The sequence below is a fragment of the Flavobacterium sandaracinum genome, from assembly GCF_004349135.1.
In the GTDB taxonomy this organism is placed as follows: domain Bacteria; phylum Bacteroidota; class Bacteroidia; order Flavobacteriales; family Flavobacteriaceae; genus Flavobacterium; species Flavobacterium sandaracinum.
The window spans coordinates 39,996-52,557 of sequence record NZ_SMFN01000018.1 but is presented as its reverse complement, the minus strand read 5'-3'; the positions used below and the strand labels follow the sequence as shown (position 1 = coordinate 52,557).

Annotated in this window: 14 protein-coding genes; 11 read left to right on the top strand and 3 right to left on the bottom strand. The window is 34.6% G+C overall.

The genetic code is table 11. The features are described from left to right. The first annotated feature begins 99 nt into the window (after nucleotides 1-99). The 3 genes from E0F91_RS13720 (at nucleotide 100) to pruA (ending at nucleotide 3,754) form a co-directional block, all read left to right on the top strand. Nucleotides 100-1,365, top strand: coding sequence for a type IX secretion system plug protein (locus E0F91_RS13720; RefSeq protein ID WP_132067025.1), 1,266 nt, complete (start codon nucleotides 100-102; stop codon nucleotides 1,363-1,365). Between the two features lie 79 nt (nucleotides 1,366-1,444). Next, nucleotides 1,445-1,831: a Co2+/Mg2+ efflux protein ApaG gene (gene apaG / locus E0F91_RS13715; protein WP_132067057.1), complete on the top strand. Its 387-nt coding sequence runs from the start codon at nucleotides 1,445-1,447 to the stop codon at nucleotides 1,829-1,831. Between the two features lie 294 nt (nucleotides 1,832-2,125). Further along, nucleotides 2,126-3,754, top strand: a complete 1,629-nt coding sequence (pruA, locus tag E0F91_RS13710; protein WP_132067024.1) for an L-glutamate gamma-semialdehyde dehydrogenase — start codon at nucleotides 2,126-2,128, stop codon at nucleotides 3,752-3,754. Nucleotides 3,755-3,881: 127 nt separating this feature from the next. On the opposite strand, the gene E0F91_RS13705 is transcribed toward pruA, so the two are convergent. Further along, nucleotides 3,882-4,280 carry a hypothetical protein gene (locus tag E0F91_RS13705; protein ID WP_132067023.1) on the bottom strand — a complete coding sequence of 133 codons (399 nt, stop codon included), beginning with the start codon at nucleotides 4,278-4,280 and terminating at the stop codon, nucleotides 3,882-3,884. A gap of 58 nt (nucleotides 4,281-4,338) precedes the next feature. Continuing rightward, nucleotides 4,339-4,968, bottom strand: a complete 630-nt coding sequence (rsmG, locus tag E0F91_RS13700) for a 16S rRNA (guanine(527)-N(7))-methyltransferase RsmG (RefSeq protein WP_132067022.1) — start codon at nucleotides 4,966-4,968, stop codon at nucleotides 4,339-4,341. A 106-nt stretch (nucleotides 4,969-5,074) separates the two neighbouring features. On the opposite strand from rsmG, the gene E0F91_RS13695 reads away from it, so the two are divergent. From E0F91_RS13695 to purT, 6 genes are all read left to right on the top strand, one after another. Next, nucleotides 5,075-6,169 (top strand): fatty acid desaturase family protein, encoded by a 1,095-nt coding sequence (locus E0F91_RS13695; RefSeq protein WP_132067021.1) that lies wholly within the window; start codon nucleotides 5,075-5,077, stop codon nucleotides 6,167-6,169. Nucleotides 6,170-6,238: 69 nt separating this feature from the next. Continuing rightward, a complete protein-coding gene (locus E0F91_RS13690) occupies nucleotides 6,239-7,426 on the top strand; it encodes a pyridoxal phosphate-dependent aminotransferase (RefSeq protein WP_132067020.1) in 1,188 nt (395 codons plus the stop codon). 352 nt (nucleotides 7,427-7,778) lie between these two features. Beyond that, nucleotides 7,779-8,279, top strand: coding sequence for a DUF6978 family protein (locus E0F91_RS13685; RefSeq protein WP_132067019.1), 501 nt, complete (start codon nucleotides 7,779-7,781; stop codon nucleotides 8,277-8,279). Further along, a complete protein-coding gene (locus tag E0F91_RS13680; RefSeq protein WP_132067018.1) occupies nucleotides 8,276-9,058 on the top strand; it encodes a DUF1828 domain-containing protein in 783 nt (260 codons plus the stop codon). The genes E0F91_RS13685 and E0F91_RS13680 overlap by 4 nt, the downstream gene beginning before the upstream one ends. Nucleotides 9,059-9,174: 116 nt before the next feature. Further along, nucleotides 9,175-9,531 carry a bleomycin resistance protein gene (locus tag E0F91_RS13675; RefSeq protein ID WP_132067017.1) on the top strand — a complete coding sequence of 119 codons (357 nt, stop codon included), beginning with the start codon at nucleotides 9,175-9,177 and terminating at the stop codon, nucleotides 9,529-9,531. Nucleotides 9,532-9,592: 61 nt separating this feature from the next. After that, entirely contained in the window at nucleotides 9,593-10,753 is a 1,161-nt protein-coding gene (gene purT / locus E0F91_RS13670; protein WP_132067016.1) for a formate-dependent phosphoribosylglycinamide formyltransferase, read from the top strand. A 105-nt stretch (nucleotides 10,754-10,858) separates the two neighbouring features. Here the strand turns inward: purT and E0F91_RS13665 are convergent, their stop codons facing one another. Continuing rightward, complete coding sequence (locus E0F91_RS13665; RefSeq protein WP_132067015.1) at nucleotides 10,859-11,722, bottom strand: AraC family transcriptional regulator; 864 nt, start codon at nucleotides 11,720-11,722, stop codon at nucleotides 10,859-10,861. 91 nt (nucleotides 11,723-11,813) lie between these two features. Here E0F91_RS13665 and E0F91_RS13660 point away from each other — a divergent pair, with 91 nt between their 5' ends. Continuing rightward, the gene (locus tag E0F91_RS13660; protein ID WP_073351869.1) at nucleotides 11,814-12,176 is read left to right on the top strand and encodes a DUF983 domain-containing protein; all 363 of its coding nucleotides are present in this window, start codon (nucleotides 11,814-11,816) and stop codon (nucleotides 12,174-12,176) included. A 40-nt stretch (nucleotides 12,177-12,216) separates the two neighbouring features. Further along, on the top strand, nucleotides 12,217-12,540 hold the full coding sequence (locus E0F91_RS13655) for a DUF6370 family protein (protein ID WP_132067014.1): 324 nt from the start codon (nucleotides 12,217-12,219) through the stop codon (nucleotides 12,538-12,540). Nucleotides 12,541-12,562: the final 22 nt, after the last annotated feature.

Sequence of the window (12,562 nt, the reverse complement as noted above, 5' to 3'; positions counted from 1 at the left end):
TAACAGAAATTACCCACGAAAAAAATTTTTTTTGAAAATAAATAAACAAATTAAAAACAAGAGTATTCCTTATATTTACCGAATCTTAAGCACTGCAAAATGACACAATTCTTTTTCAAAAAAGTACTCCTTTTTTCTGTTGTATTTCTGACCCGTACCGCTTTTGCGCAAGCAGAAAAAGAAGTGGCTCCTCCCTTTAATATTAAAACCATCTCATTTGTACAAAATGATAAAAACATTATTCCAATTTTAAGATTAGGAGAAGGATTTCAATTGCAGTTTGATGATCTTTTTGGTAATGAAGCTAATTATTATTACGAAATTATTCATTGCAATTACAACTGGAATCCTACCGAAATACCTAAAAATGAATATTTAGAAGGGTTTGACAACCAAAGAATTCAAGATTACACCAACTCCTTTAATACCTTACAAATCTATTCCCATTACAAATTAGCAATTCCAAATCAGTTTACCCAACAGTTAAAAATCAGCGGAAATTACATGCTTAAAATTTTAGATGAAAATAGAGAAGTTGTGTTCTCTAGAAAATTCATTCTTTATGAAGACCTAGTTACCGTTCCCATCCAAGTAAAACGAGCACGAACAGTTAGTAATATTGAATCCAAACAAAATTTAGATTTTACCATTAGATCCAACACCATTACTTTTCAAAATCCGTTGCGAAATGTAAAAGTCCTTTTACTTCAAAACGGCCAACTGAATAGTCCTATAAAAAATATAATTCCACAATATACAATTGGAAATGATTTGATTTACAAATACGATTCTGAAACTCAGTTTTGGGCTGGAAACGAATTTTTATTTTTCGAAAATAAAGAAATCAGAGCTGCCAGTAATAATGTCGCTCGTATCGATTCTAATACTGCAATCTATGGCTCCCATCTATACACTAGCGAAGCTAGAGCTAATTTTCCGTATGTATTTACCCAAGATGTCAATGGCGACTTTGTCGTCAAAAATATAAATGCGGCTAACAGCGAAATAGAAGCGGATTATGCTTGGGTATATTTCAGTCTTTCGGCTCCTACTTTCAGATTAAATAAAAACATTTATGTCTCAGGAATGTTCAATAATTACAATAAAGCTCCAGCCTATAAAATGGATTATAATCCGCAAAAAGGAATTTATGAAAAGGCAATTTTAATTAAACAGGGATTTACAAACTTCCAGTATGTAGTTGCTGATGACAAAGGAGTTATTGATTCTGAAAATACAATTGACGGTAATTTTTATCAAACTGAAAACGACTACACTATCCTAGTTTATTACAGAGAAAGCATTGATCGTTACGACCGAATTGTAGGCAGAGGAATGGCGAATTCCTTAAATATAATTAACTAAAAAAACTTATTTAATTTTTGTAAAACGAAATCAATTTTTTGTAAATTTGAACTTATTAAACACCACTCATCCACATAATATGGTTTCTCAAATAACAAGAGGCATAAAAATATCGGTATTGACTAGTTTTGAAGACACCTACTTCAAGAACTACAAGATTCACTTTGCCTTTAGTTACGTAATCACAATTGAAAATCACAGTAAGGATTCTGTTCAATTAATTTCACGTCATTGGGAAATTTTCGATTCTTTAAATGAAATAGAAATGGTCGATGGCGAGGGAGTAATTGGCAAAAAACCAGTTTTAAAACCAGGAGAATTGCATACGTACAGTTCTGGTTGTTTACTATCATCCCCTTATGGTGCTATGAAAGGCCATTTTAATATGATTAATTTTACCACAACAAGAAACTTCAAAGTGATTGTACCTACGTTCAGGTTGTGCGCACCATTCGCGTTAAACTAGCTTTTTAATAGTTTCCTTTTGAGCCTATCCTGCTATCCATTTCAAGTTTTTGCACTCTCCTTTATTTTTTTCTAAGTAAAATAAGGAGCTTCTAAAGTCGCTCTTATTTCACAAGAAAAAATATAATGAGACCACAAAAAGCTTTCCATTGTTATCAGGGCTACCACACGACTATTCCTTTCTATCGCCTTTAGTTTAGCTCGAAAATATCATTTCTTTAAAGAAACCTTCGTACTTTTGTGCTTTAGTTACAAAGACACAACACCCATTTTCTAATTTTATAATTTTAAAAATATGTTAAAAGGATTTTTTCACGTACCAAAAGCAGTAAACGAGCCTGTAAAGAGCTATGCACCAAACTCTCCCGAAAGAGCAGCAGTTGATGCGGCCTACGCAGCAATGTGGAATTCTAAAATTGACGTTCCTCTTTATATCGGAAACCAAGAAGTTAGAACAGGAGATACTAAAACAATGTCAGCACCACACGATCATAAACACATCGTTGGAACCTACCACCAAGCTCAAAAATCACATATTGAAGACGCGATTGCAACAGCACTTCAAGCTAAAACCGCTTGGGCAAATATGGCATGGGAACAACGTGCTGGAATTTTCCTAAAAGCAGCTGAATTATTAGCTGGTCCTTACAGAGCAAAAATTAATGCTGCAACCATGATTGCGCAATCCAAAACAATTTATCAAGCTGAGATTGATGCTTCATGTGAATTAATTGACTTTTTACGTTTCAACGTACAGTACATGACGCAAATCTACAGCGAGCAACCTAAGTCTACTTCAGACATGTGGAACCGTGTAGAATACAGACCTCTTGAAGGATTTGTTTATGCGATTACGCCTTTCAACTTTACTGCCATCGCAGGAAACTTACCTACCAGCGCTGCCTTAATGGGGAATGTAGTAGTTTGGAAACCAGCAGCAACACAAGTATACTCTGCAAATTTATTGATGCAAATTTTTAAAGAAGCAGGATTACCAAATGGAGTAATTAATATGGTTATGGGCGACTCTGGAATGATCACCGAAACCTTATTAGCTAGCCCAGATTTTGCAGGAGTACACTTCACAGGATCTACTGGCGTTTTTAATGACATTTGGGCAAAAATTGGAACCAACATCAGCAAATACAAAACGTACCCAAGAATTGTAGGAGAAACAGGTGGAAAAGATTTTATCATTGCACACCCATCTGCTAATTCAAAACAAGTAAGTACAGGAATTGCTCGTGGTGCTTTTGAGTACCAAGGTCAAAAATGTAGTGCTGCTTCCCGTGTATATGTTCCACAAAGCTTGTGGCCAGCAGTAAAATCAGAATTAGAAGCCGATTTAAAATCAATGAAAATGGGATCGCCAGAAGACATGAGTAACTTTATTACTGCTGTTATTTCTGAAACTTCCTTCGATAAATTAGCTCGTTTTATTGATCAAGCTAAAAAAGATGCTGATGCCGAAGTTATCATTGGTGGAAACTATGATAAATCAAAAGGATATTTCATAGAACCAACAGTTATCTTAACTACAAACCCAAAATACACTACAATGGAAACCGAATTGTTCGGACCTGTAGTTACAATATATGTATACGAAGATGCTAAATGGCATGAGACTCTAAAGTTAGTTGATACTACTTCTGAGTACGCTTTAACAGGTGCGGTATTTAGCCAAGATCGTTATGCAATAGAAGAGGCTACTATTGCGTTGCAAAACGCAGCTGGTAACTTCTATATCAATGATAAACCTACAGGAGCTGTTGTAGGAATGCAACCCTTTGGTGGAGCAAGAGGCTCTGGAACTAATGATAAAGCAGGTTCTATGCAAAACTTATTGCGTTGGACTTCGGCAAGAACTATCAAAGAAACTTTTGTAACGCCTGTAGATTACAGATACCCGTTTTTAGGAGAGTAAATTAGTCCTAAAGTGTGAAAGTCGAAAGTCGTAAAGCACTTAAGTTAATACCAAAAAGCCGAATCTAAAAGTTTAGATTCGGCTTTTTTATTGGCAAATGGATAGAGACGTTTGTTACCTCTCGTTTTTATTTAAATTCAATTCGGGTTTTAAGCTTAAACTCTTCGGATTGATTATTTCTATTTAAAATTATTGTAGAGTCAAGTAATTTTGTAAATTTAGTGTATAAAGTATTTTTTCGGTCAGTTCTTTTTAAATATGTTCCAATTTTATTTTCTACATTTCCTTCTGTCAATATTGAGTCAACAATAACATATTCATAGATGTCTTCACTATTGAATTTCATTTTTTCAAAAAAAGCAATTTTATTTTCACGTACACTTATTCCATTTTGAGAATTCAATTCTGAATAATATTCGCCTTCAATTAATTTTGTTTTATTTATTCTTTCTTCATAAGTTTTATTTTGACAAGACGTAAGTATAAACACTAATAAAATAAGTTTTGTTATAAGTTTAGATTTCATTGATTCGGTTTTCAGAATGAGTGGTAACTTTCGACTTTAAGACTTTTGACCTTATGACCTAACTCGTAAACTTCAACGGTACATGCACAACTTTCTTCGTTTCAAAAAATTCATCTTCGAAAAAATCAGCTAAGTTATATTCCGTAGCTTTTGGAAAATCCTTCAACTCTTCCGTTAAATCTCCTCCTTTTAAATAGAGAATTCCGTTTTTTAATTCGTGTTTGTTGTTCTTTTTGATTTTGGTTTTCACCCAAGAAACAAAATCCGGCATATTGGTTACGGCACGACTCACGATAAAATCGAAATCCCCTTTCACATTTTCGGCGCGTAATTGTTCTGCTTTTACATTTTTCAATTCTAAACCTTCCGCAACAGCCTGAACCACTTTTATTTTTTTGGCAATAATATCAATCAAATGAAAACGGGTTTCTGGAAAAAGAATCGCTAAGGGAATTCCTGGAAAACCACCACCGGTACCCACATCTAAAACATACGTTCCAGGTTCAAAATTTATAATTTTGGCAATTCCCAACGAATGCAGAATATGTTTGGTGTACAAAGCATCAATATCTTTTCTCGAAATAACATTGATTTTTTCGTTCCAATCATGGTATAAAAAATCCAGCTTTTCGAACTGTTCTTTCTGAATATCAGTTAAATTAGGAAAATACTTAAGAATCTCGTCCATCTATTATTTTTTTTAACAAAAGTAATACTTTAGAGTTAAAATATTTATCTCAATTTTGTATATCGAAAAATTTATAATAATTACCTTTGAACTTTATTGAAAATATATGAATAATAATGCGCCAACATTTGCGAAGCAAGACAGCTTAAAGTTTTTTAGAACACTTAACTCACGGGTTAACAATTACTTCAAAGAAAACAACATACAAAAAACGGGAAATTGGAAACTATATCTGAAAACTATAATTCTCTTCTCCGTTTTTCTTGCGCCCTATTTTTTAATTCTAACACTTGGTATGCCATTTTGGGCACATTTGTTATTGACCATCGTTATGGGAATTGGAATGGCCGGAGTAGGAATGAATGTGATGCACGATGGAAATCACGGATCGTATTCTAATAAAACTTGGGTGAACAAATTCATGGGTGGTACTATTTATGTTTTGGCAGGAAATGTTCACAACTGGCAAGTACAACATAATGTTTTGCACCACACCTATACAAACATTCCGGGTCACGATGAGGACTTAGACGCAGGACGTGTTATTCGTTTTACAAAAGATGCAAAATGGTATAATTTTCACCGTTTTCAGCAATATTATTCTGTTTTTCTTTATGGTTTGCTAACCTTCAACTGGGCAATCACAACTGATTTTAAACAGATGCGTAATTACATTAAAAGGAAATTATCGTACGGAGAATTAAAAAGTCCGAAAGTACTTTGGACGACTTTAATCATTACAAAAGTAATCTACGTTTCTATCTGGATTGTTTTACCAATCGTTATTGGAATCACATGGTGGAAAGTATTAATAGGCTTTTTCGTAATGCATTACACTGCTGGATTAATTCTGAGTGTTGTATTCCAATTGGCTCACGTTGTAGAAGAAACAACCAATCCATCTCCAAATGAATTAGGCGAAATGGACAATACTTGGGCGATACACCAATTGTTTACCACTACGAATTTTGCACCTAAAAACGCAATTGTAAACTGGTACACTGGCGGATTGAATCACCAAATTGAGCACCATATTTTCCCAAATATCAGTCACGTACATTATGGTAAAATTGCCAGTATCGTAAAAGAAACGGCTCAAGAATGCAACTTACCTTATTACGAATACAAAACAATGCGAAGTGCCGTTATTGCTCATTTCAAACATTTGAAAGAGTTGGGAATGAAACCGGAACTTACCTAATCATAATAACCTAAAGATGTGCTGCAGTGCCTCTTTAACTAACAAATAAACTAACTACAACCTATTACAATGAATCCATTATCCGATAGAATAAACAATTTATCTACGTCTCAAACCTTAGCCATGGCAGCTTTGGCCAGAGAATTAAAATCACAAGGAAAAGACATCATCAGTTTAAGTTTAGGCGAACCTGATTTCAATACGCCAGACTTCATCAAAGAAGCGGCTAAAAAAGCGATTGACGAAAATTACAGTACGTATTCTCCAGTAGAAGGCTATTTAGAATTAAAAGAAGCTATCTGTAGAAAATTCAAAAGAGACAATAATTTAGAGTACAAACCGTCTCAAATTGTAGTTTCAACAGGAGCAAAACAATCCTTATACAACATTGCACAAGTAATGCTAAACGATGGTGACGAAGTAATTTTACCAGCACCATATTGGGTTTCGTATTTCGAAATCGTAAAATTATCCGGTGGCGTTCCAGTCGAAGTTCCTACTTCTGTTGATACTGATTTCAAAATCACACCCGAACAATTAGAAGCAGCGATTACACCAAAAACAAAAATGATGTGGTTCAGTTCTCCTTGTAATCCAAGTGGATCTGTTTATAATAGAGAAGAATTAACAGCTCTTGCTAAAGTATTGGAGAAATATCCAAACGTTTACGTAGTTGCTGACGAAATCTACGAGCACATCAATTTCTCAGGGACTTTTTGCAGCATCGCATCCATCCCGGGAATGTTAGAAAGAACAATTACCGTAAATGGAGTTGCCAAAGCTTTCGCCATGACAGGATGGAGAATTGGATATATTGGCGCACCAGAATTCATTGCAAAAGCATGTACCAAAATTCAAGGTCAAGTAACTTCCGGAGCAAACAGTATTGCACAACGCGCTACTATTACCGCTTTAGACGCTGATCCAAGTGTTTTAAAACACATGGTCGACGCTTTCCATAGCCGTAGGGATTTAGTAGTAGGATTATTAAAAGAAATTCCAGGAGTAAAAATCAACGTTCCAGAAGGCGCTTTTTATGTGTTCCCAGACGTGTCCTCTTTCTTCGGAAAAACATTGAAAGGAACCGAAATCAACAATGCAATGGATTTATCAATGTACCTTTTAGCCGAAGCTAACGTAGCAACAGTAACCGGTGACGCTTTTGGAAACCCGGACTGTATTCGTTTCTCGTATGCTACAAGCGACGAAATCTTGAAAGAAGCATTAAAAAGAATTAAAGACGCATTGGCACTATAGTCAAAGCTCCTAAAGTTGAAAGTTAGAAAGTCAAAAATCCAACTCACACGATACAAACAAAACCTCAAGATTTTCTTGGGGTTTTGTTGTTTTTGGGCGTGACCACAAGGTTCGGGCTTTCCGTTACAATCTTAATATTTTTAAAGCAAAAATATAAAGGATTTCTCCCGAAACCTCGGGACAATCACTCACGCGGAACCTACGCAAACCGAATCTATACCAACACCTTAAGCAAAACTCAATATTTACTAAAATATCACTAAAAAATAAAACATTAGAAATCAACAACTTTGTAATATTATTTCTATATATTAGCTTAAGGAATGAATCGTTATAAATAATATTTTGGAAAATGTTTACAAACCAAGAAGCTAAGTATTTATTAGATCTAGAAAAAACTTTAGTTAATCCTTATCAAATTATAGATCTAAAAAACAAAAAAAATAGAATTGAATTAATTTCTAATCATGATTCTGATTACGCCTTTTGGATTGAGATAACTACAAATCAAAAAATAATCCTTAAAACTTCAATTCATCATTTAGAAAGTAATTCTCATATTGGACTTCTTAGAATTGATTTTAAAGGAGGTCATCATAATCCTGAAAATATTAAAGATACATTACCAGAATTTCTAAAACCATATGCTGATAAATGGTTTCAACCGACCGAGCCACATATGCATATTTATGTTGAAGGATACAAACCTCTAGCTTGGGCTATTCCGTTAACAGAAATTGATTTTCAACCTAAAGAAATTAATCAATCATCTGATTTGTCGGATTTAATATTTAACTTTGCTAGAAGGATAAATTTAAAATCCATAATCAATATACAACAAGCACTGCTTTGAATTGGGTAAACACATCTGTCGACAATTATTATAATTGGTTAAGAGAAAAAACTTTTATCCAAAAAGACCTTAATACGGATTGGTTTTTAATCAACACACCTTTTATTGGTGCTTTTAACGATACAATTGAAATTTACGCTAAAAAAAATGGTTCTTTATTAAAATTGAGTGATAATGGAGAGACAATATCTAATTTAGAAATTCAAGGATTACAAATTCAAGGATCCAAAAGAAGAAAATACTTATTAGACTCAATATTAATTAATTACGGCGTGAAAATTGACAATGACGAATTAGTGATTGAAACTAATATTGATAAATTTTCACAATCAAAACATAATATTCTTTCAGCAATAATTGAGATAAATGACCTATATGTTTTATCAAACCATAATGTTGCATCAATATTTAAGGAAGATGTTCGAAATCATTTAGATTCCCAGAATATTATATTTACGCCTGATTTTATTTCAAAAGGTTCGACTGGATTAGAATTTAATTTTGATTTTCAAATTGCCCTAAGAGATAAGGAAATAGTAATTAAATCTTTCAATACTATTAACAAATCGAACTTGCCTACATTTTTATTTTCATGGGATGACATTAAACCTGTTCGAGAAAAAATTACAAAAAAAAATGTAACAGCTATTGCTATAATCAATGATATTGACAAAGAGGTAAAAACTGAATTTCTAGAAGCACTAAAATCTAAAAATGCTAACTTCATTCTTTGGTCTGAGAAAGATTCCGTTGAAAATAAAAAATTACTTGTTGCTTAAAACGGTTTAGATTTCTGAATTCTAGCAACAAATTACCGCTCTACCTTCCAGCGAACAAAGTTTATAAGAGAAGCAATTGAGCTTCATTAATAGAAGTAATCAAAACCTAAACCACCATGCTTACCGCAATCAAACCAAAGTTACCCATGCGTAACAAAGCGATTACGAAAGATTTTTACATAAACCAATTAGGTTTTCAGAAATGGGGCAATGCAGATTATGACGCGTATTTGATGGTACAAAAAGACAATATTGAAATTCATTTTTTTGAGTTTGCTACCCTTGATGCTCTTGAAAATTACTCGGGAGTTTACATTCGCACACAAGATATCGAAACCGTTTATAACAACTTCTTGAAAAACGGCGTTGCCATTCACCCGAATGGTCCTTTAGAAATCAAACCTTGGGGACAAAAAGAATTTTCAATTTTAGATCCAGATCATAATCTATTGACTTTTGGGCAAAGTTTGTAGCGAATCTGCAGTCATAAAAAAGCAATTTAGTATTTTTACATGCTAATTAAGACTTCAAAAAATGAAAATACTACTTCTCGGCTCAGGCGAATTAGGAAAAGAATTTACAATCGCTGCACAACGCATCGGCCAAACCGTAATTGCCGTTGACAGTTACGAAAATGCTCCCGCTATGCAAGTCGCACATGGTTTTGAAGTCATCAACATGCTCGACGGAGATGCCTTAGATCGCATCGTTGCGAAACACAATCCTGATTTCATTGTTCCTGAAATTGAAGCCATCCGCACCGAGCGTTTTTATGACTATGAAAAGCAAGGAATCACCGTAGTTCCTTCTGCGAAAGCGGCAAACTTCACTATGAACAGGAAAGCAATTCGGGATTTAGCATCCAAAGAATTAGGATTAAAAACCGCAAATTACCGCTATGCAACAACCGCCAAGGAATTGCAAAAAGGTGTTGAAGCCGTGGGAATGCCTTGCGTGGTAAAACCATTAATGTCTTCGTCCGGAAAAGGACAATCCACCATAAAAACTGAGGCCGACATCGAAAAAGCGTGGAATTATGCCGTAGAAGGCTCCCGTGGTGATGTAGTAGAAGTCATTGTAGAGGCGTTTGTTAAATTCAATTCGGAGATTACGTTATTGACCGTGGTTCAAAATAATAATCCCACTTTATTTTGCGCGCCAATTGGCCACCGACAAGAACGTGGCGATTATCAGGAAAGCTGGCAACCGGCAAGGATTTCCGATAAGGATTTATACGAAGCACAAGACATGGCTGAAAAAGTAACGGAAGCTTTAGGTGGCGCAGGACTTTTTGGAGTTGAATTTTTCTTGGCTGATGATGGCGTTTATTTCTCGGAATTATCGCCTCGTCCACACGACACAGGAATGGTAACTTTGGCCGGAACGCAAAACTTCAATGAATTTGAGTTGCATTTACGAGCGATTCTTAGTTTGCCTATTTTCGAAATTACATTAGAAAAAAACGGTGCGAGTGCTGTAATTTTAGCCTCGGAAAACTCCACAAACCCCAGTTATACTGGAATAACCGAAATAGCAAGTTTACCAAAAACGGACTTCAGAATCTTTGGCAAACCCACCTCAAGACCGTACCGAAGAATGGGCGTAGCTTTAGTCAATGACACTTTAGAAACTCCAATTGAAGAAGTGGTAGAAAAAGCAAAAAAAGCAGCTAGTTTGGTTACCGTGCATTCGTAATTGAATAGCGATAGTATTGTCAAGTCGAGCGCAGTCGAGACTAACTGTTGAGTCTCGACTGCGCTCCACTCGGCAACCGTATGAATGAAACGGCATTGATCCCCATTACTTTTTAAAAATGCGAAAGTTTGTCGGAGTCATTCCTGTATTTTTTTTAAACAAACGTGTAAAATAGGAATAATCATCAAAGCCTAATCGCGTAGCAATTTCATTGACAGTAAACTTTTTATCCATCAACATGCGTTTTGCTTCGAGAATGATTCTGTCTGTAATTACTTCGGTAGTGGTTTTTTGTAATATTTCATTACAAATCCTATTCAAATGTTTCAAAGTTATAGCCAATTGCGATGCATAGAAAGAAGGTGCTTTTTCTATCTTAAAATTATTTTCTAAAACCGTTTCAAACATTTTAATTTTCACATTGTAGGAGTGTGCTTCGTGCAGATGGGTTTCACTATATTTTCGGGCAATTTCAATGTGAATAATATCTAACAAGTTCATAATTTTATCTTGATTCAACAGCTGATCCGATTGCGTTTCTGCAATCAGACTTTCAAAATAAGGGAGAATTGCTTTTGATTCGGTTGCATCGAAAATCATTTCTGGCTTATTATCCACCGAGGAATAAAACGGATAATCCCCAATGGTTTTTTGCCCAAAATACAGATTATACATTTCCTGCGAATAGAAAATTACAAATCCATCTACATCATCAGACAAATGCCAATGATGCATTTGTCCGGGTTGCAGGAAAAACATACTTCCCTGCTGAATCGCAAACACATCAAAATCAATTTCATGCGTTCCCGAACCTTTGGTAAAAAAGACTAGAACATACGAATTATGTCGGTGCGGTTCCTCAACAAAACTATGATCAATTAAATGATTCTTGAAGGTGTTAATGTACAAATCACTATTCACTGAAGTACAGTTAAATCGCTGAATGTTATAAATAGGATATTTTTTCATTTCCCTAAAATGTCTTTATTGTGCTATAATAAGCGAATATAGAAAACATCTAGGACTTGAATAAGAAATACCTTTGATAAAAATTATAACGATGTCAAATTCTATCGTACACATACTGAATAATGATTGCCCTCACTGTCTTCAAGGGAAAGTTTTCAAAGAAAAAAATATTTTCTTACACATTGGGTTTCCAAAAATGAATGAATATTGTCCGCATTGCAACAATAAGTTCGAGAAAGAACCTGGCTATTTTTATGGCGCCATGTATGTGAATTATGGTCTGACAGTGGCGCAAAGTATTGCTACGTTTACTATCGCTCAATTTTTCTTTACTGAAAATTTTGATTTACGAATCATACCAATTATTGCCGTGGTGATTTTTGCCATGGCTTCTATCAACATTCGTCTTTCCCGATTATTGTGGATTTACATGTTTAAAAATTATTCGATGTAAAAAAACCAGTATCTTAGCTAAAGTAAAAATTGAAACATTTATGAAAAAATTACTATACTTAGCTATTTTATTCTCTGCAACACTTGCAAGTGCTCAGGTTAAAGATAAAAAAGAAGAACCAAAACCTCAAATTGTTGAAGCATCTTGTGGACAATGCCAATTTGGAATGGAAGGACATGGTTGTGAATTAGCGGTTCGCGTGGACGGAAAATCCTATTTTGTTGACGGAAGTTCTATTGACTCTCACGGAGATGCACATGCCAGTGATGGTTTTTGCACCGCTATTAGAAAAGCGGAAGTTGTTGGTAAAGTCGTTGACAATAAATTCAAAGTCACCTCCTTTAAAGTATTACCTAAAAAATAAAAAAAGGGCTTAAAGAAAATTC

What these genes read in the sequence shown, in the direction of transcription:
- E0F91_RS13720 (WP_132067025.1), top strand. Translation starts at nt 100, where the DNA reads ATGACACAATTCTTTTTCAAAAAAGTACTCCTTTTTTCTGTTGTATTT.
- apaG (WP_132067057.1), top strand. Translation starts at nt 1,445, where the DNA reads ATGGTTTCTCAAATAACAAGAGGCATAAAAATATCGGTATTGACTAGT.
- pruA (WP_132067024.1), top strand. Translation starts at nt 2,126, where the DNA reads ATGTTAAAAGGATTTTTTCACGTACCAAAAGCAGTAAACGAGCCTGTA.
- E0F91_RS13705 (WP_132067023.1), bottom strand. Translation starts at nt 4,280, where the DNA reads ATGAAATCTAAACTTATAACAAAACTTATTTTATTAGTGTTTATACTT.
- rsmG (WP_132067022.1), bottom strand. Translation starts at nt 4,968, where the DNA reads ATGGACGAGATTCTTAAGTATTTTCCTAATTTAACTGATATTCAGAAA.
- E0F91_RS13695 (WP_132067021.1), top strand. Translation starts at nt 5,075, where the DNA reads ATGAATAATAATGCGCCAACATTTGCGAAGCAAGACAGCTTAAAGTTT.
- E0F91_RS13690 (WP_132067020.1), top strand. Translation starts at nt 6,239, where the DNA reads ATGAATCCATTATCCGATAGAATAAACAATTTATCTACGTCTCAAACC.
- E0F91_RS13685 (WP_132067019.1), top strand. Translation starts at nt 7,779, where the DNA reads ATGTTTACAAACCAAGAAGCTAAGTATTTATTAGATCTAGAAAAAACT.
- E0F91_RS13675 (WP_132067017.1), top strand. Translation starts at nt 9,175, where the DNA reads ATGCTTACCGCAATCAAACCAAAGTTACCCATGCGTAACAAAGCGATT.
- purT (WP_132067016.1), top strand. Translation starts at nt 9,593, where the DNA reads ATGAAAATACTACTTCTCGGCTCAGGCGAATTAGGAAAAGAATTTACA.
- E0F91_RS13665 (WP_132067015.1), bottom strand. Translation starts at nt 11,722, where the DNA reads ATGAAAAAATATCCTATTTATAACATTCAGCGATTTAACTGTACTTCA.
- E0F91_RS13660 (WP_073351869.1), top strand. Translation starts at nt 11,814, where the DNA reads ATGTCAAATTCTATCGTACACATACTGAATAATGATTGCCCTCACTGT.
- E0F91_RS13655 (WP_132067014.1), top strand. Translation starts at nt 12,217, where the DNA reads ATGAAAAAATTACTATACTTAGCTATTTTATTCTCTGCAACACTTGCA.